This window comes from Desemzia sp. FAM 23988 (genome assembly GCF_045528365.1).
Classification (GTDB): Bacteria; Bacillota; Bacilli; order Lactobacillales; family Carnobacteriaceae; genus Desemzia.
On the sequence record NZ_JBGQQS010000001.1, the window covers coordinates 213,793 to 232,471 of the forward strand.

Genomic DNA, 18,679 nt, shown 5'->3' on the forward strand with positions numbered 1-18,679 from the left:
CCGTTCTGCATTAAACTATTGTCTTTTCCATTATAGATGATTTGCTCTCGATTTGCAGTAGAAAAAGCTGTGCCTCTAATATCAGAGACCCAGCTTTTTCATTCAGTACTGTTTCAATTAACGTTTTTGTTTCAACACAGCAATTCTATCACTGACAGTTGCTTGTCTTTCCAAGTACTCAGCTTCTTTGGCTTTTTCTTCTTGGACAATTTTTTCTGGAGCGTTGCTGACAAACTTCTCGTTGGCTAATTTACCTTGGACACGTTTCACTTCTTTGTTCCATTTGTCCAATTCTTTTTCCAAACGAGTGATTTCTTCTTCAATATTGATCAATCCTGCTAGAGGAAGATAGATTTCTGCACCCGTAATGACCGCTGTCATTGCTTCTTCAGGAGCTTCGATCGATTTAGAGATCGTTAGTTCTTCCGGATTACAGAAACGTTCAATATAAGAAATATTTGCGTTCAAGAATGTTTCAACTGTTTCATCATTGGTTTTGATCAGGATGTTGATTTTTTTCGACAATGGTGTATTCACTTCTGAACGAATGTTACGTACAGAACGAATCAATTCCATCAAGACATCCATCCCTTTGGCAGCTGCTTCATCAGACAACTCCGGACGAACCGTTGGGTATTCTGCTACGACTAATGATTCTCCTTCGTGCGGAATATTTTCCCAAATTTCTTCCGTTACAAAAGGCATAATCGGGTGCAACAAGCGCAAGATTTGATCCAACACATGTGCCAAGATACTTCTTGTCGTTTGTTTCGCTGCTTCATCTTCACCGAATAAAATCTCTTTACTCATTTCGATATACCAGTCACAGAAATCATCCCAGATGAAATGATATAAGTGACGACCAGCTTCACCAATTTCATATTTCTCTGTTAAATCAGTTACCGATTGGATGGTGTCATTTAATTTAGTCAAAATCCAACGGTCAGCAACCGTTTTTTCGCCTGTTAAATCAATGTCTTTTACATCAAAATCCTCTAAGTTCATTAAAACAAAACGGCTGGCGTTCCAGATTTTATTGATAAAGTTCCAAGCAGCATCCATTTTATCGTAACTAAAACGGACATCTTGTCCTGGAGCAGATCCCGTAGATAAGAACCAACGCATAGCGTCCGCACCGTATTTGTCAATAATATCCATTGGATCGATTCCATTCCCTAAAGATTTGCTCATCTTGCGTCCTTGTTCGTCACGAATCAATCCGTGAATCAACACATCTTTGAATGGTCTCTCATTCGTAAATTCCAAACTTTGAAAAATCATACGGCTAACCCAAAAGAAGATAATATCGTACCCAGTTACCAATGTGCTGGTCGGGAAGTAACGTTTGAAATCTTCTGCGTCTTCGTTAGGCCAACCCATCGTTGAAAATGGCCATAGCGCTGAACTAAACCAAGTGTCCAATACGTCTGGATCTTGTTCCCAGTTTTCACTGTCTGCCGGTGCTTCCATTCCAACATACAATTCGCCCGTTTCTTTATGGTACCATGCTGGGATACGGTGTCCCCACCACAATTGACGAGAGATAACCCAGTCATGAACGTTATCCATCCATTGAGTAAAGGTCTTTTCAAAACGGTCAGGCACAAAGTTGACTTTTCCGTCTGACTCTTGGTTTTCTAAAGCGTCTTTTGCCATTGGCGCCATTTTAACAAACCATTGAGTAGACAATCGAGGTTCAACCACTACTCCGGTACGCTCGGAATGTCCAACACTGTGAACCATTTTATCGATTTTCACCAAACGTCCTTCAGCTTCTAAATCTTTCACCACAGCTTTACGAGCTTCAAAACGGTCCATACCTGCATATTTGCCTGCTGTATCATTCATAGATCCATCTTCATTCATCACATTGACACGTGGGAGGTCATGACGGTTCCCGACTTCAAAGTCATTTGGGTCATGAGCTGGAGTGATTTTAACGACACCCGTACCAAATTCCATATCCACATAATCATCCGCAATAATCGGAATTTCGCGATTCATCAATGGCAGCATAACTGTTTTACCAATCAGCGCTTGATAACGTTCATCTTCAGGATGCACGGCAACAGCTGTATCCCCTAGCATCGTTTCTGGACGAGTCGTAGCAATTTCTACTTCTCCGCTGCCATCAGTTAAAGGATACGTCATATGATAAAAAGCACCTTCGATATCTTGATGGATCACTTCAATATCCGATAAAGCTGTTTTCGCTTTTGGATCCCAATTGATGATGTATTCGCCACGGTAGATCAGCTCTTTTTCGTACATCGTAACAAATACTTTACGAACTGCATCAGATAGACCTTCATCTAATGTAAAACGTTCGCGGCTATAATCGACAGAGATCCCGACTTTTGCCCATTGTTCACGAATCACACTAGCGTAATCTTCTTTCCATTCCCAAACTTGTTCAATGAACTTTTCTCTTCCTAAATCGTAACGAGAAATACCCTCTTCAGCTAATTTAGCTTCCACTTTCGCTTGGGTAGCAATTCCAGCATGGTCCATCCCCGGCAGCCACAATGTGTCGTATCCTTGCATGCGTTTTTGACGCACTAAGATATCTTGTAAGGTGGTATCCCATGCATGTCCTAAATGCAATTTACCCGTAACGTTTGGAGGTGGAATCACCACTGAAAAAGGTTTTTTCGTTTTGTCTCCACTGGGTTTGAATAAATCTTTTTCCAACCATTTTTCGTAACGGCCAGCTTCAACTTCATTCGGTTGATATTTCGTCGGCATTGTAAGTTCTTTTGCCATATTGCACCACTCCTTTTCTCTTTTAAAGTGTAATCTTGTTTTAAAACGCTAAAAAAGCACCCATCCTAATCTACATTAGGACGAATGCTTTTGGATTCGCGGTACCACCTATATTGCCTGTTCTTCTTCAAGAACAGACCACTTCATTCACGTGTTTAACGTCACGTTAGACCGGTCAAAGCTACTCTTCTTTCACTTCGACAGCTCCCAAGCTACCTTCATTTCAGTTCCATTAAGGACTTCCACCAATCGCCCTTTTCTCTTCAAATGAAACCTGAAACTACTCCTCTTGTTCATCGCTTTATTCTGTATTATAGTAGCATGTTAAACTTCAAAATTCAATAACGGAATTCTTGTATTGCTGATTTATCGAGCAGATTTCGCAGCTTCGATCACGGCTTCATAATCTGGCTCATCCACCATTTCAGAAACAATTTCTTGATACACAATCACACCATTAGCATCAACCACAAATACTGAACGCGCCAGTTTTTCTAGTTCCGGCATGTAAAGACCATAAGCATCACCAAATATCAGGTTCGTATCATGAAGCATTTCCATTTCAATACCTTCTCCTGCACACCAATTATCTTGTTGTTCTTTGGTATTGTTTGAAATGGTTACTAATTGAACTCCTTCAATATTGCTTGCTTTTTCATTGAAGGCTCTTGTTTGTTGAGCACACACGCGAGTGTCAATATCTGGGATGACACTGATTAACACTACTTTCCCTGTAAAGTCTTGCAATTGGATCATGTCACCTGTTAGATTTTTGACTGAAAAATCTGGGGCTTTATCTCCCACGTTGGTTTGCTTTCCATTTAATTGATAAGGTGTCCCTTTTCTTGTGATTTGCACACACTTCACTCCTCTAAATTACACTCTATTCCCATTATAAAATTCTTTTGCGTTAAACGCTAGCGAAAAATATAGGTTCTGCAGCATACAGAACTTGCTTTACTAAAAAAAGCTGTCCCAACGTCGAATAATCATACTCAATGCTGGAGACAGCCTTTTATTCTTCTCTATAGTAATTCACTAAAAGCTTCATGCTGTTGCTCTTCCAAGGTGTCTCCCACACTGATCGTAGAGATGACTAAGCCATCCATCGCCCGTTCGATCAATCCTTCTACATCTAATCGAGCTTCAAAATCTCTTGTTTTTTGCAGATCGGGTTTAGTTTTGGGTGCTGGCGGTGCAAAAATAGTACAGCAATCTTCAAATGGTTGAATAGACAATTCAAACGTATCGATTTTTTTAGCAATATCAATAATTTCATTTTTATCCATTGAGACAACTGGACGCAATACAGGAGTATTGGTCACATCATTGATAGCAATCATACTGTGCATCGTTTGAGAAGCCACTTGTCCTAAAGATTCTCCGTTCAATATAGCCAAACCTTTGCGTTGTTCACGAATCCGATCTGTGATGCGCATCATGAAACGACGCGTCACTGTCATTAAGTACCCTTCAGGAACATTCTTTTTGATCTCTTCTTGGATTTCAGTAAAAGGCACTTCAATAAATTGCAGATTTCCAGAAAAGGCAGCAATTTTAGAGGTTAAGTCTTTCGCTTTCTGCAAAGCTCTTGGACTAGTGTATGGAGGACTGTGGAAATGTACAGCTTCCACCTCAACTCCCCGTTTCATAGCCAAATAGCCAGCAACTGGAGAATCGATTCCGCCAGATAACATCAGCATCCCCTTACCACTTGTTCCTACTGGAAGGCCACCTGCTCCTTGGATCGTTTGGCAAGATAAGAAAATGCCGTTTAGCCGCACTTCAACACGTAACGTAATATCCGGTTTTTTCATTTGAACTTGAATGCCTTCAATATGGTCGATGACTTCATCACCCAACATCAAATTGATGTCGTTAGTATCCAAAGGAAACTCGTGGTCTGATCGACGAGTAGCGATCTTAAATGTTTTACCTGGGACATACTGCTCTTTCACCATTTCGACAGCGACTTTTTTCACTTGTTCCATGTCTCTGTCCAACTTCATCACAGGAGAATAATTTTGAATCCCAAATATAGGCTCCAATCTTTTCAATACTTCCTCGCTATCGGCATCTTTCAATTCCAAATGCATGCGATCGCGTTCTCCATGAACTTTTACTTCGGGAAAATCGTGCAAAGCTGCTTTAACATTTTGAGCCAAGCGACTGATAAACGTTTTTTTATTTTTCCCTTTTGTAGACAATTCGCCGTAACGAACCATCACCTCATTGTATTGCATGACTTACTTCCTCTCTCAATCTCTTATTTAATATCTTTAAAGTTTTCGTACAATTTAGCAAATGAATTCAAAAATTGTTTGGCCTCTTCTAAGGTGCTGGTATCTGTTAAACTCACGCGAACCGCTCCTGTAGCGATCTTACTAGGCACATTCATCGCTGCTAACGTACTCGAACTGGTTTTGCTGCGGCTCGAACAAGCACTCGTAGTCGAAATAAAAATAGCTTCTTTTTCAAATGCATGCACACTCACTTCACCACGAATACCTCCTAAAGCGAAACAAACGATATGCGGTGCACCTTGTTTGGCAGAGAAAATGTGTACTTTGCTATAGTTCGCTAGTTCATCCATCAAGTAATCTCTGATGTGTTTTTGATGCGCTATTTTTTGTTCTTTTTGATCAAATAATAGACGTAAGGCTCTAGCCATGGCTGCAATACCAGCTACATTTTCTGTCCCGCTGCGGCGCCCTTTTTCTTGTCCGCCGCCACTCAGTAGAGGAGCGATTACTCTTCCGCGTTTGATGTACAGGAACCCTGTGCCTTTTAAACCATGAAATTTATGTCCAGAAAATGTAGCTAGATCAATACGTGAAGTCGCGCTTAAATTGAGAGGCACCTTGCCTACTGCTTGTACAGCATCTACATGAAAGTGAATCGTCGGATAATCTCTCAATACTTCTCCTACTTCTTCAATCGGCTGGATACTGCCTACTTCATTATTTACCACCATAATCGACACCAATATAGTATCAGGACGAATGGCCGCTTTTACATCTGAAATGGAAATGACTCCTTCTGCATTAACGGGCAAATAAGTCACTTCAAAACCTAATTGTTCCAATTGAAGCATACTTTCCTTCACTGCCGGATGTTCAATCGTAGTTGTAATCAGGTGTTTTCCATAACGCATTTTTTCGATCGCTGTTCCCTTGATGGCCCAATTGTCCCCTTCTGTACCGCTGCTCGTAAAGAATATTTCCGATTCTTGAACGCCCATAATAGAAGCGACCTGTTTTCTTGATTGTTGTAACAACCCATCTGCCATATCTCCTAATTGATGCAAGCTAGAAGGATTTCCATTCATTTTTTGGCTAACTTTCATAAAAGTTTCCAATACGCTGTCATCAACTTGAGTTGTTGCGCTATTGTCAAAATAAATCATTTTTCCACATTCTTTCTACTTCAACTATTTTTTTACTCGTTGAAAAATTCTTTACCTATTATAACAAAATCTTCTGCAAGTACAAGATTTCATTTCCGGTTTTCAACATCTAGACACAATCACAGCGGGATGAAAAATAACTCTTTCATCAAAGGCTCCAAAAAATAAGAAGCTGAGATTTTTCTCTCAGCTTCTTATGCCTTTAGGTTTTTGGTTTGATTTCATTGAAATACATTGTTTCGACTTTTTTATACGCTCCTGGTTCTACTTCCTCTAATGCTGTTGAGATAGTTTCCAGTGCCTCACGGTAATTGTGCTCTTGATTGAACAATTTAAAACTCTTTTGAGTAGCTGAAGCAATTTGAGGAGTACTCTGACGATACCGATTAGCGTATTGCGTCATGTATTCTGTCAATAATGCAGTATCAACGATTTCTTCTGTCTTATCCAGCAATAGCTCGATGTCATCCTCAATAAAGTCTGCCATTTTCTTTATTTCGTCCATATCGATTCTCAATTTATTGATCTCGATGGACAGATTTTCAATTTTTTGTGTAACCGCAAAAAACAGATCCATGTAATCAATCGGAAGACCCGGAAGATGTTGCTTTTCAATGTAACGCTTCATAGCACGCATATTAAATTCAAAGTCATCGATACTTTCTTTCACTTCTGTTTCTTCTTTGCGCAGTTCTTTTAAATGTTGGGCAATATCATTTTGACCTCTGTCAATTGTTTCCAATTTTTCAATACTGGAGTGGAAACTTTCTTTGGCTTCAGAATAAACAATGTCTTTTTGTTGCAAGGCTTCCAAATAATAATTCACTGTTTCTGTCAGTTCATCTAATTGGTCTTTAAAATCTTGTGTTTGTTTTAATTCATTGTGATTCAGTTTATAGCTTTGAGAAACTCGATCGATCTCAATAAGCAGCTTACTGTTTTTGCGTGTCAAGTAAGTGATCAATTGCTCGATTTTTTCTTTATTCTCTGCTACATACTGACTAGCTTCCATTTCAAATTCCATTACTTCATACAACTGATCGATTTCGTTTTCTATCATGGGAATTTTTTCTTGTGCTGCCTCTATCTCTAAGTTTCCCGCTAATTTTTCAGCAGCCAACCGCTCTGTCTCGATTTCTGCAATTTTTTCTAAAATGCGATCTTCTGGAAACTTAAATTCTTCTTCTATTAACATCTGATACCCGATTTTGATTTCTTTTAATTGCTCTACAAATTCACCATTGATCTCTTTTAATAACGCCGGGATGTCCTGAGCAAGTGTGTTCAAGTTTTTCGTCTTAGTCCGAACTTCTTCCAATACTTCTTTAGCCTCTATGTGATCCCCTTGAGAAGTATATTCAGAAAAAGTAGCAAAATCAGTTTCCAGTACGGTTAATTTATGCTCCATTTTTTCTAGAGCTGGTCCAAAGCTGAAACTGTGTGTGAGCAATTTCTTCCGAATGCTTTGATACATTTCTTTTACTTTTTCAAGCTCTAAACGGTTTTTTTCTTCGCCTCTCACAAGTTCGCTCAATGCTTCTTGAATACGGAGCAGTGTTTCTTTAGTTTCTTTTATCTTACTTTCTGCTAGCTCCTCAGCGTCTTTTGCTTTTCCAAATCGTAATTTGTCAATAAAGCGTTCTGCTTCAAACAAGTGATTCTCGATTGCTGGGATAGATTCTTTTTCTACTCCTTCCCACACTGTTTTCCATTTTTGGAATTTTTTTTCTGTCTGTCCAGTGAGATTCAGTGTTTTGATCATATGTATGTCATCCGCTATTGGCATATCAGATAATTGCAGTTTTTGCCCTTCCAACTCGTCGACGATTCGGTAGTGTTTTTTTCTCATCGTATAACTGGCTACAAAAGCAGCTATCGCTAAGACGATGATAACGATGACGGTAATTTCAACATTCATGTAAAGCCCTCCGTTTGAAAATGAATACTCCATTTTTTAATAGTCCGTTTATCATTTCTTGTATAATGGGATGGATTGTTTCCGATTTTCCTAGTAAAATACCTATTAATTAGTATAACATAATGGAAATGTTCTAACAGTACAAATAAAAAAATTCTGAAATAATCTTTACGTTTATTTCTAAGTGGAAAGTTGGGTCTTTAACATGTCAAAAGAAAAAAAATATCAATTAATGAACAACCAACTCCGTGCACTAATAGCTGGAGAAAAAAACTTGATTGCTAATTTAAGTAACGCTTCTGCTTTACTGTATGAATCTTTACCTGAAATCAATTGGTCTGGATTTTATTTGTTTGAAGAATCTTCTCAAGAATTGGTGTTAGGACCATTCCAAGGAAAAGTAGCTTGTATTCGCCTCCAACTGGGTAAAGGCGCCTGTGGGACAGCCTTCGAGCAAAATAATTCTATCATAGTAGAAGATGTGAACCAATTTCCTGGTCATATTGCATGTGATGCCGCTAGCCAATCGGAAGTTGTTGTGCCACTTCAAACAACAGCTGGTGAATTGATTGGAGTATTAGATATCGATGCGCCTATCACAAATCGTTTTGATGAAATTGATCGCAAATACTTAGAAGAATTCGCAACTATTTTAATGGAAACTTCAGTTGCAGTAAACTAAATAGGGGTTAATTTGAAAAGAATGTTGACGTTGCTATCTGATTTAGGCTATAATGATGGATGTGTAAAATAATGCAGCAAAAAAAGTGGTAACCGCGTCAACAGTTCATTGCCTAAGGGATTCGTTTTCTTTAGAACAGCACAATTGTGTAACCTGCGGCTGCAAAGGTGAAGATTGAAAATGAACTGCACGTATTACTGAACTTTTAACTTAATTATTTTACTCCAAAAAATTGATTTATTGGAGGAATTTTATAATGGCTCGTTATACAGGTCCAAGTTGGAAAAAATCACGTCGTTTAGGAATCTCATTGACTGGTACAGGAAAAGAAATCGAACGTCGCCCTTACGCACCAGGAGATCACGGTCCAAATAGCCGTAGAAAATTATCTGAATACGGTATGCAATTACAAGAAAAGCAAAAATTACGTTTCATGTACGGTGTAAATGAACGTCAATTCTTCAACCTTTTCTTAAAAGCTGGTAAAATCAAAGAAGGTAAACATGGGGATAACTTCATGATCCTTTTAGAACAACGTTTAGACAATGTTGTTTTCCGTTTAGGTTTAGCTACTACTCGTCGTCAATCACGTCAATTAGTAAACCACGGTCACATCCTTGTTGATGGTAAACGTGTTGATATTCCATCATACAGCGTTCAACCAGGACAAGTAATCTCTGTTCGTGAAAAATCTAAAAATATGGAAATCATCAAAGCTGCTGTTGAATCAGTATTTGGTCGTCCAGAATTCGTTTCTTTTGACGAAGAAAAATTAGAAGGTTCATTAACTCGTCTTCCATTACGTGAAGAATTGATTGCTGAAATCGACGAAACTCTTATTGTTGAGTACTACTCTCGTTAATAAAAGTTGTCATTTCAAAAGCTCTCCCATCTTATTTATTAGGATGCGGGAGCTTTTTTTGTTCTCCCTATTTCAGTAACCTCCATTACAAATCCAATCAATTCTTGTTATATAGAAAAAGATTTTATTTCAAAAGGAGCATCAATCATGACAAAGAAAATGAATGCTGAAAGCTTCACGAAAACTCTGATGAGATTTTAGACGTTTTGGAACAAACGATGAAAGATGTCTTAGGAGCTGTTGAAGTTCCAGCTAGCAATGAAAAGCAATGCGGGTGGGCAGCTCATCTCACCCTTGAAGGTGCACAACAATTAGCTTGCGACTTTTTAGCAAAACGCAGCGAATGGCATTTAGTTTTTTCGCATAATGAATAAGCAGTAAAAAAAAGACTTCCGTAATGGAAGTCTTTTTTTTACTATACAGTTTCCTTTGGATAAGCTGCATAAGCCTGTTTATATAATGGAACAAGGTCACGAACCGTGTCCAAAATGAACTGTTCTGTCTGGTCGGCAGTATCTAAAATCGGGTCGTCTTCTTTTAAATATCTTCCTACCATGAACTCCCCTTTTTTCACTTTCTGCCATCTTGTCAACGCAGCAGTAATATCCATCTCGTCTATCACTGTCACCTTATCTTTTGTATGATCTAAGGAAACAATGTAATCTTTAGAAAGTTGTGCAATAGACTCAGGGAATTTCAAAAAGGAAGATGCCATTTCATTTTCAAATTGCGGATTGTCAATAAACGCCAACCATATGTAAACAGCTTTTCGGTCAATAGCAATTTGGAAATGAGGGTATTTCTTATATCCTCTGGCATCTCCGCCAATTCCGACCCAAGTGCTCTCAGGAGCAAATTTAGTTCGACGCAAATGTTTCGCTACATGTACTGGTAGTACCGCCCCACCCAATTGTGCGATCAATGATTTGGAAATGAATTCTCCTAACGACTGAAACGTTGGCTGGATATGTGTTCTAATTTCCTTCATCCGTTCTTCTAAGCCTTCAATTGAAAAAATCGAAAATGTTGTTTGTGTAAAGTATGGTTCTTCTTTTGTCTGCATATTAGTGAAACACCTCTCTTTAGTACTTGTTCTTATTTTACCATTATTGTATCGCTGGAACGAATGGATGAGGATCTTTTTGTCCATTTGAATTAAGATTTTGTAAAACAGGCTTTTTTATCATTGCTGTAGAGAATAAAAATAGACACAGAAAACCTTTAGAGATTTTCTGCATCCGTTTAGTGATTTTATGAAATGATTTATTTAGTGTTTTTGTCAATGAAAGCTACAAATGCATCAGCAATACTTTGTAAGAATTCCACAGTTCCTTCTACAACTTGTCCATCTTCACCAATAGCTTTAGTTGCATCAATGTAAAGTTCTGGTTGGGCCATAACTGGGCTGTCACCGAATACTAATGATTGACGAACTTGATGGTTAGCTAGTGCACCAGAGATACCTGACGGGGAAACAGATCCCACAAGAACTGGTTTGCCTGGCCATACACCTTCTCCCCAAGGACGAGAACCAACGTCAATAGCGTTTTTCAATGAAGCTGGCATACCTCGGTTGTATTCAGGTGTCATGAAGATATAAGCATCTTGTTCTTTCATTTCTTTACGGAAACGGTTATAACTTTCTGGAGCATCTGCTTCTAGGTCTTCATTGTAGACTGGTAAATCACCAATTTCAATAAAGCTTAAGTGATAATCAGCTGGAAATAACTCAGCCAATTTTTTTGCGACTATCTTATTTAATGAATCTTTACGTAAACTACCTACTAAGACTCCAACATTTTTTCCCATCTGTCATTACCTCCGATTAGTGGTTGTTTTTTACTACAAAATTAATGATACACCACGAACTTACTTTTTACAAGTAAAATGCATGTAAAGTTTCAACCCTATTTTTAACCGGATTTATTTGAAAAAATTCGACTAAATAAAAAAAGAGCAACGAGTTCTAATAAATTCGGTATAGACATTTCACAATAATCTTTTCATAATTCGAATGGACTAGATCAACTCTTGAACAAAAAAAGACATCCTTCTTATTTTTCTTTTGGAATATGTGATAGAATAAATGATGAGACTAATTATTTTTGAATAAGGGGTTTTTGATATGGTCAATAAAGATCCAAACGATTATTTACAAAAAGGACAATACGGTGCAAAACAAACATTGCTTTCAGAACGGAAAGAATTTTTGGGCAGTTTACGAGAAAGAATTTATTTGACAGCAACTTTAGATCAACTCTCTCTAAACAATAGTTTAAAGGCCTTTACAACTGAATTTCAACGTCATCCTGATGGCAGCTTACTGCTGAATGGTAATTTAGATATGAAGCCATTCGAGCCTTTCATTAAAGCCAGTAAACAAGCTGATATTCCGTTCACACTAGTCGCTAATGAATATGCTCAAACTTGTCCTTATGCATTGATTTTCGCTGCCCCTACGGACGTAAATGAATCCATTATTGATGTCGCCGAAAAGTATCCTTTGCCTAAAAAAGAAGAGCCTCAACAAACTGAGCAGAAAAAATCGTTTTTTAAACGTTTCTTCTCTTAATTTTTTATTCGGAACCAGGAGTGAATCACACGTGCAAATAGTAGAAACAAAAGACCCTAAATTAATGGGTCAATTAGGAAAAACTATGCAAGAAAAACACCGCAGTATGTACCCGGAGTTTTTCAAATCTTATGACGAAGAAGCTATTGCGCTTCATTTTGAAACAGTTTTTCAAAATCCGAAAGCCAGAGTATTTCTTTGGATTGATGAAGCAAAAGAAGAAGGTCCGATTGCTGCTTATCTGTGGTTGGAAGAACAAGAGATGAAAGAATCGGTTTATCGTTACGGCTATACGCGCTTATACATCAGCCATATCGCTGTTTTGCCGGATTATCAAGGACAAGGATTAAGTAAAGAATTGCTCCAATATGCGGATGATTATGCCCGCAAAAAAAATATTGCATTTGTAGAATTGCATTATTGGGCAACCAACGAAATCGCCAAAGAAACCTATCGCAAAAATGGTTTTGTGATCTATAATGAAATTGCTCAAAAGAAACTTTAGTCTTTTGCCCTAAGTGAAAAAAGCGGCCTTCAAAAATTAGAGTGACATCTAATTTTTGAAGGCCGCTTTTTTACCTCTTTATGAATACTTTTCTATGTTTTAGACTATAGATACTTAATAACTTCCATCACCATCTCAGCTGATTTTTTTCCAGCTTCAATAATAAATTTGTCGAAACTGATTCCTGCTTCATCATCAGCTGAATCTGAAACAGCTCGCACGATAACAAATGGAGTTTTAAACTGGTAACAAACTTGTGCTACAGCAGCCCCTTCCATTTCCGATACCATAGCATCAGAGAAATCTGTTTTGATACGTTGGATTGTCTTTTTATCTGCAATGAAAGAGTCGCTTGTGACAATAAGCCCTTTCACTGATTTTAACCCTACTTTTTGAGTAGCTGCTTCGATCACGCTGATCAGCTGTTCATCAGCTGGATAACGAGCAGGCATTTGCGGTACTTGCCCCATAACATAGCCAAATGCTCGTGCATCAGCATCATGGTAAGACAGCTCAGTAGAAATAACTACATCGCCTATGGCTAAACTAGAATCTACCGCTCCTGCTGACCCTGTATTAAAAACAACGTCTGCTTGATAGTCATTGATCAATAATGTAGTTGCTATTGCTGCATTGACTTTTCCAATCCCTGATTGGACTAATATAATATCATGGCCCGCCATTTTTCCAGAAGAAAATGTCGCTCCTGCCTTCGCCCAATCGTTTCGCTCTGTTAAGTTGTTTTTCAACGCAATCGTTTCTTCTTCCATTGCTCCGATGATACCAATTCTCATTTCATTTCTCCTCATATCTCTCTATTTGCAATTATCCATGGATGTTTAACTGTTTTACACTAAAAAGACAATCAACAACGCAACGACCAGCAATACAGACACAATCAATATCGCTAGATTGAGTTTTTTCCCGGCTTCTCTCACTTTGTCATTCTCGCCTTTTCGACTTCTAGTAGCAAAGCCTTGTTTTTCTTGTTCTTTTTGGTATTTTTTTTCTGCTTTATCACGTTTTTTTGCGAATTGTTTTTGCTTTTTTAATTCAGCTTGTTGTTTTTTTCTCTCTTGTTCTCTCAAACTGTTTCCCATATCCACCATCCTTTTAATCAGCGGCTAATCGTTCGATTTTCCAATAAAGCAACGCCATAATGGTTTTTGCATCCACTATTTGGCCAACTTCATAAGCTTGCCATGCTTCTTCAAAAGACAATTCTTTAAGTTCTAAAAATTCATCTTCATCTAAAGCCAATTCTTCTGTTTTTTCCAGCTCAGAAGCCCGATACAAATGAATCACTTCATCCGTAAAACCTGGTGTGGTATAAAAAGTTTTGACTAGTTCAAAAACATGAGCATAATACCCTGTTTCCTCTTTTAACTCTCTTAATCCTGTTTCATGAGGATGTGAGTCTGTATCATCGATTTTACCAGCTGGGATCTCAATAATGGTTTTTTCAATTGGTTTACGAAACTGCTCTACAAAAATCATTTTTCCATCGGGAGTAAATGGCATAATTGCTACGGCTCCAGGATGTCTGACGATTTCTCTGGTAGAAGTTTTCCCATTCGGCAATTCAACGGACTCTACAAAATATTCTGTTAGGTTTCCTTTATAAATCTGTTCACTAGACAACGTTTTTTCTTCAAACTTCATGACGCTTTCCTCCGTTCGACAAGGTCTTGTTCTATGATACCGTTGAATGTTTAAAAAAACAAGCAGCCAAACAGCTATCAGTCGAAAGAATCCTTATTTTACTTTATACTGAGAGTAACAATTCATTCTTAAGTCGGATGTATTTGTAGGGAGCATTTATGCTAAAATATACTTAACCAGAAAAGACTACGAATTTTTTCAAATTTATTTAAGAGGTGGACAAATATGGATAATTTTATCAAAAGTTTAGGCGAAATATTAAAGTATACATTTACAACTGCAGGAACAATTGCTGTTTTTTTAGTGTTGTTAGTGCTTGATTTTGGATTTTGGCCATCTTTAATAATCAGTTTAGTCATCGGCGGTTTTCTTTTTTTAAAAAAAGAACCCAAGAAAGCTTCACGAACTAAAGTACAAAAATTAAGACGTTTATCTCCTGAAAAAGAAGCTTTTTACAGATCGCAAGGCTTATCCAAGGATGAAATGAATTTTTTTAGAGAAACGATGCAGACGGCAAAAATCAATATCTTAGAATTAGAACAAAACATGCGCCAATCTACTAAGCTGACGGCGATTGAAAGACGCAATAACACTGTTCATTTAGCAAAAGCGTTATTTAAAGAAATTACTCAAGAACCTCATCGTTTGCATGACGTGGATAAATTTTTGTACGTACACCTTCCTTCTTTAAAAGACTTGACCACTAAGTACAATGAAGTAGACAGTCATGAAGTGAAACACAAATCTACCTTTGATGTACTGGAAGAAAGTGCTAATACAATTGATGGCATGTGCAACTTGATTGCCGAAGATTATGTATCTTTTAAATCAGATGACATTGATGATATTGAATTAGAGGTCGAACTTGCAAAGAAAACCATTACAAGAGATAATGATACAACAAATGAAATCACTAACGAGGAACTATAATTTTAGGAGTTGACACTATGGTCGATACAAACAAAGAACCGATGAATACCAATCAAAATGAACCTTCTACAACAATTAAAGATGTTAACGCAGAACTGGACAGTTTACTGGCAAATCCATTTGCAGACCCTTCACTGCCTGCAGCAGCTGATCCTATCGATACAGAATTGCAAAAAGAGCAAAAAAGTGAACGGTTAGTAGATAAATTACCCAAAGAACGACAAGAACAAGCTTATTCCTTAGCCGGACAGATTGATGAAACGAATATTGAATCTGTGATGTCTTATGGAGCAGCTGCTCAAAAAAAATTAGGTGACTTCTCTCATTCTATGCTGGATCATGTTCAAAACCAAGATACAGGTGAAATTGGAGAAACCCTCAATGAATTGATGTATCGCTTAAATGAAGCTAATCCTGATGATTTAAAAGCTGAAGATAACAATATTTTCAAAAAATTGTTTGGAAAAATCAATCGCTCTATTTATGAAGTTACCGCTAAGTATCAAAAAATTGGTGCGCAAGTAGATAAAATAGCTGGAAAGTTGGACAAAGAAAAAGATTTGTTGTTACGAGATAATTCCATGTTGGAACAACTTTATGTCAAAAACTTAGATTACTTTGAGGCATTGAATATTTACATTGCAGCAGGCGAAGTAAAAATTGAAGAATTGTTAACTCAATTGATACCTGCAGCTGTAGAACAAGCAGAAAGCAGCACCAACCAAATGGATGTTCAACGAGTGAACGATTTGAATCAATTCCTTGATCGATTGGAAAAAAGAGTCTATGATTTAAAATTGGCTCGTCAAATGACGATTCAACAAGCTCCTCAGATCCGCTTGATCCAAAATACGAACCAAGCTTTGTCAGAAAAAATTCAATCTTCTATCAATACGGCTATCCCCCTTTGGAAAAACCAAATTGTGATCGCTCTTACATTGCTCAGACAAAAAGATGCGGTTGAAGCTCAACGACAAGTTTCTGAAACCACGAATGATTTACTGAAGAAAAATTCAGAGCTTTTGAAGACTTCTGCTATCGAGACAGCTAGAGAAAATGAGCGAGGCATTATTGACCTTGAAACATTGCAGCAAACACAAACTGATTTGATTGATACTTTACAACAAACCCTAGAGATTCAAAAAGAAGGACGAATTAAACGTAAAGAAGCTGAACATGAATTAACGACTATGGAAACCACATTACGCGATCAATTGCTTGAATTGACCAGTAAAGATTCTTAACAAAAGAAACCAAATATGGATAACAAGCATATTCTTTGAGTTTTGTACAAATTGTGTCTATACTAATAATTGTAATAGTTCATTACAAATATTATTTATATAGGAGAGTGGAATTTATGTCACTTATTTGGTCATTAATCGTTGGTGGTGTCTTAGGAGCTATCGCAGGTATGATAGTTGGACGAGACGTACCATTCGGAATCGTTGGTAACATTGTTGCCGGATTTATTGGTTCATGGTTAGGTACATCGTTATTAGGAGAATGGGGATGGAACGTCGGTGGATTTTATGTCTTCCCAGCATTAATTGGTGCTGTTGTTCTTATCTTTATCTTCTCATTAATTGCCGGAAGACGAAAAGGATAAGTTATTTTACCCCCGTTAAAAGGCTCGCTTATGGCGAGTCTTTTTTCTTCAATAAATAGGCAAAAAAATAAAGGAACAGGAAAATTGTCCTGTTCCTTTTCTATTTGTTAGATCAATTATAATTTAACAACGTTAGCTGCTTGAGGTCCACGGTTACCTTCAACAATTTCAAATTCAACCGGTTGGCCTTCTTCTAAAGACTTGAAGCCTTCTCCAGTGATTGCGCTGAAATGTACGAATACATCGTCTCCGCCTTCAACTTCGATAAAGCCAAAACCTTTCTCAGCGTTAAACCATTTTACTGTTCCTTTTTCCATACTATCTACCTCCATATATCGTATTGCAATAGATCTTTTTTCGTTAGAGGTTTATTTATGTAACTCAACTATCAAAAAGCATTTATAGTCATATAAACGACGTTGTTAATTAATGATTGATGTGACATAAATTCAACTTTCTCATTTATTAAAAATAAATCCATTACACAACATATTATAACGCAGTCTCTTTTAGTTTGCAAGGGCTGCCAATTGCCTTTTAAAAGTATTTTTTTATTTACAGCTTTTTATCTCTTCATCCATCCCCTTCTCATCTTCCTCTTACCTCTATAGGTTTTCCAGCCTCAAATTTAAGCTGAAATGTTGTTCTACAATATTCGACTTTAGTAAGCGCCGATTGTAAAATTAAGCTAGACAAATAAATAAGCCATTCGTGGTACACTCAAAATGTAATTCCGACTAAAGAAAACATAGGAGTGATCACGAATGACCTACACCCATCTTACCACGGATGAACTGGTGATGATAGAATCTTACTACCACCAAAACATCAAAATAACGAAAATCGCTGAGTACCTGAAACGATCTCGAACACCGATCTATAACGTCATTAATTTCTTGAAAGAAGGCCATACGGCCCTCGAGTACTACCAACAGTACAAAGAAAATAAGAAACGGTGCGGCAGACGAAACATCGTCTTGCCAAAGAAACAACAGTCCTACATCAAAGAAAAAATTGCCCAAGGCTGGACGCCAGACGTTATCATTGGGCGTAAAGAGAAACCAATCAGCTGTTCCGTGCGAACCCTTTACCGCCAGTTCAAGGAAAAGGTGTTCGATGAATCGACTTTGCCCATGAAGGGTAAGCGGAAACCAAATGGACATCAAGAACGCCGAGGAAAACAGGCTTTCAAGCGGAATATCGTTGAAAGAGAAACCGATTATCCGACATTCAAAGAAGAGTTTGGCCATATCGAAGGCGATACCATTGTGGGCGTCCATCACAAGAGTGCTGTCATCACTTTGGTAGAACGTCTATCGAAAATTATTATCACCTTGAAGCCCGATGGGCGGAAGGCAAACGATATTGAGAACACTCTGAACCACTGGTTTGGAACAATTCCCAGACATTTATTTAAATCCATTACCTTTGATTGTGGGAAAGAATTCTCTAATTGGAAAGCTTTAAGTAACCAGCATGACATCGCTATTTATTTCGCTGATCCAGGAACTCCTTCGCAACGAGCACTGAATGAAAATTCCAATGGATTGCTGCGAAAAGATGGTCTGCCAAAAAACATGGATTTTAATCAAGTCGACCAAGCATTTATCTCTTCAGTGGCGAATAAGAGAAACAATATCCCACGAAAGTCCTTGGATTATCAAACACCCGTGGAAGTATTTATGAGTTACATGAATGAAGATATTTTGTCTAGCTTAATTTGACAAATCAATAAGTAAAAAAATATACTTCTTTTTAATGCTGAAACTA

At 37.7% G+C, this 18,679-nt stretch carries 19 protein-coding genes, 1 pseudogene and 1 other annotated feature; of the genes and pseudogenes, 9 read left to right on the plus strand and 11 right to left on the minus strand.

The genetic code is table 11. The annotated features are described in order from the left end of the window. Positions 1-117: 117 nt before the first annotated feature. From ACEN4L_RS01105 to ACEN4L_RS01125, 5 genes are all read right to left on the minus strand, one after another. Positions 118-2,763 carry a valine--tRNA ligase gene (locus tag ACEN4L_RS01105; RefSeq protein WP_407095503.1) on the minus strand — a complete coding sequence of 882 codons (2,646 nt, stop codon included), beginning with the start codon at positions 2,761-2,763 and terminating at the stop codon, positions 118-120. Positions 2,764-2,836: 73 nt separating this feature from the next. Further along, positions 2,837-3,069, minus strand: a binding site (T-box leader). Positions 3,070-3,129: 60 nt separating this feature from the next. Then, positions 3,130-3,621, minus strand: coding sequence for a thiol peroxidase (tpx, locus tag ACEN4L_RS01110; protein WP_407095504.1), 492 nt, complete (start codon positions 3,619-3,621; stop codon positions 3,130-3,132). 167 nt (positions 3,622-3,788) lie between these two features. Then, complete coding sequence (gene thiI, locus ACEN4L_RS01115; protein WP_407095505.1) at positions 3,789-5,006, minus strand: tRNA uracil 4-sulfurtransferase ThiI; 1,218 nt, start codon at positions 5,004-5,006, stop codon at positions 3,789-3,791. Positions 5,007-5,029: 23 nt separating this feature from the next. Next, complete coding sequence (locus ACEN4L_RS01120) at positions 5,030-6,169, minus strand: cysteine desulfurase family protein (RefSeq protein ID WP_407095506.1); 1,140 nt, start codon at positions 6,167-6,169, stop codon at positions 5,030-5,032. Between the two features lie 202 nt (positions 6,170-6,371). Continuing rightward, positions 6,372-8,087 (minus strand): septation ring formation regulator EzrA, encoded by a 1,716-nt coding sequence (locus tag ACEN4L_RS01125; RefSeq protein WP_407095507.1) that lies wholly within the window; start codon positions 8,085-8,087, stop codon positions 6,372-6,374. Positions 8,088-8,292: 205 nt separating this feature from the next. Here ACEN4L_RS01125 and ACEN4L_RS01130 point away from each other — a divergent pair, with 205 nt between their 5' ends. From ACEN4L_RS01130 to ACEN4L_RS01140, 3 genes and pseudogenes are all read left to right on the plus strand, one after another. After that, the gene (locus tag ACEN4L_RS01130; RefSeq protein ID WP_407095508.1) at positions 8,293-8,769 is read left to right on the plus strand and encodes a GAF domain-containing protein; all 477 of its coding nucleotides are present in this window, start codon (positions 8,293-8,295) and stop codon (positions 8,767-8,769) included. 256 nt (positions 8,770-9,025) lie between these two features. Further along, positions 9,026-9,631: a 30S ribosomal protein S4 gene (gene rpsD / locus ACEN4L_RS01135; protein ID WP_407095509.1), complete on the plus strand. Its 606-nt coding sequence runs from the start codon at positions 9,026-9,028 to the stop codon at positions 9,629-9,631. 176 nt (positions 9,632-9,807) lie between these two features. Beyond that, positions 9,808-10,005 (plus strand): annotated as a pseudogene (locus ACEN4L_RS01140) (S-ribosylhomocysteine lyase); the annotation flags it as partial. Positions 10,006-10,046: 41 nt separating this feature from the next. On the opposite strand, the gene ACEN4L_RS01145 reads toward ACEN4L_RS01140, so the two are convergent. Together ACEN4L_RS01145 and ACEN4L_RS01150 are read right to left on the minus strand one after the other, a co-directional pair. Then, positions 10,047-10,694 carry a DUF1054 family protein gene (locus tag ACEN4L_RS01145; protein WP_407095510.1) on the minus strand — a complete coding sequence of 216 codons (648 nt, stop codon included), beginning with the start codon at positions 10,692-10,694 and terminating at the stop codon, positions 10,047-10,049. Positions 10,695-10,894: 200 nt separating this feature from the next. Then, positions 10,895-11,440 (minus strand): NADPH-dependent FMN reductase, encoded by a 546-nt coding sequence (locus tag ACEN4L_RS01150; protein WP_407095511.1) that lies wholly within the window; start codon positions 11,438-11,440, stop codon positions 10,895-10,897. A 316-nt stretch (positions 11,441-11,756) separates the two neighbouring features. Between ACEN4L_RS01150 and ACEN4L_RS01155 the strand changes: the two genes are divergently transcribed. Together ACEN4L_RS01155 and ACEN4L_RS01160 are read left to right on the plus strand one after the other, a co-directional pair. After that, positions 11,757-12,203: a YueI family protein gene (locus ACEN4L_RS01155; protein ID WP_407095512.1), complete on the plus strand. Its 447-nt coding sequence runs from the start codon at positions 11,757-11,759 to the stop codon at positions 12,201-12,203. A gap of 31 nt (positions 12,204-12,234) precedes the next feature. Then, positions 12,235-12,708 (plus strand): GNAT family N-acetyltransferase, encoded by a 474-nt coding sequence (locus ACEN4L_RS01160; protein ID WP_407095513.1) that lies wholly within the window; start codon positions 12,235-12,237, stop codon positions 12,706-12,708. A gap of 104 nt (positions 12,709-12,812) precedes the next feature. Here the strand turns inward: ACEN4L_RS01160 and ACEN4L_RS01165 are convergent, their stop codons facing one another. The 3 genes from ACEN4L_RS01165 to ACEN4L_RS01175 are packed head-to-tail and all read right to left on the minus strand — an operon-like array spanning position 12,813 to position 14,370. Continuing rightward, positions 12,813-13,502 carry a 5'-methylthioadenosine/adenosylhomocysteine nucleosidase gene (locus ACEN4L_RS01165; protein WP_407095514.1) on the minus strand — a complete coding sequence of 230 codons (690 nt, stop codon included), beginning with the start codon at positions 13,500-13,502 and terminating at the stop codon, positions 12,813-12,815. 54 nt (positions 13,503-13,556) lie between these two features. After that, positions 13,557-13,808: a cell wall synthase accessory phosphoprotein MacP gene (gene macP, locus ACEN4L_RS01170; protein ID WP_407095515.1), complete on the minus strand. Its 252-nt coding sequence runs from the start codon at positions 13,806-13,808 to the stop codon at positions 13,557-13,559. A 13-nt stretch (positions 13,809-13,821) separates the two neighbouring features. Next, a complete protein-coding gene (locus tag ACEN4L_RS01175) occupies positions 13,822-14,370 on the minus strand; it encodes an NUDIX hydrolase (protein ID WP_407095516.1) in 549 nt (182 codons plus the stop codon). A 225-nt stretch (positions 14,371-14,595) separates the two neighbouring features. Here ACEN4L_RS01175 and ACEN4L_RS01180 point away from each other — a divergent pair, with 225 nt between their 5' ends. The 3 genes from ACEN4L_RS01180 (at position 14,596) to ACEN4L_RS01190 (ending at position 16,909) form a co-directional block, all read left to right on the plus strand. Beyond that, positions 14,596-15,300 (plus strand): 5-bromo-4-chloroindolyl phosphate hydrolysis family protein, encoded by a 705-nt coding sequence (locus ACEN4L_RS01180; protein WP_407095517.1) that lies wholly within the window; start codon positions 14,596-14,598, stop codon positions 15,298-15,300. Between the two features lie 17 nt (positions 15,301-15,317). Further along, the gene (locus ACEN4L_RS01185) at positions 15,318-16,544 is read left to right on the plus strand and encodes a toxic anion resistance protein (RefSeq protein ID WP_407095518.1); all 1,227 of its coding nucleotides are present in this window, start codon (positions 15,318-15,320) and stop codon (positions 16,542-16,544) included. Between the two features lie 116 nt (positions 16,545-16,660). Beyond that, the gene (locus ACEN4L_RS01190; protein WP_407095519.1) at positions 16,661-16,909 is read left to right on the plus strand and encodes a GlsB/YeaQ/YmgE family stress response membrane protein; all 249 of its coding nucleotides are present in this window, start codon (positions 16,661-16,663) and stop codon (positions 16,907-16,909) included. 116 nt (positions 16,910-17,025) lie between these two features. Here ACEN4L_RS01190 and cspD read toward each other — a convergent pair whose 3' ends face one another. After that, positions 17,026-17,226 (minus strand): cold-shock protein CspD, encoded by a 201-nt coding sequence (gene cspD / locus ACEN4L_RS01195; RefSeq protein WP_407095520.1) that lies wholly within the window; start codon positions 17,224-17,226, stop codon positions 17,026-17,028. Between the two features lie 447 nt (positions 17,227-17,673). Here cspD and ACEN4L_RS01200 point away from each other — a divergent pair, with 447 nt between their 5' ends. Continuing rightward, a complete protein-coding gene (locus ACEN4L_RS01200) occupies positions 17,674-18,633 on the plus strand; it encodes an IS30 family transposase (protein ID WP_407123573.1) in 960 nt (319 codons plus the stop codon). The last annotated feature ends 46 nt before the right edge of the window (positions 18,634-18,679 follow it).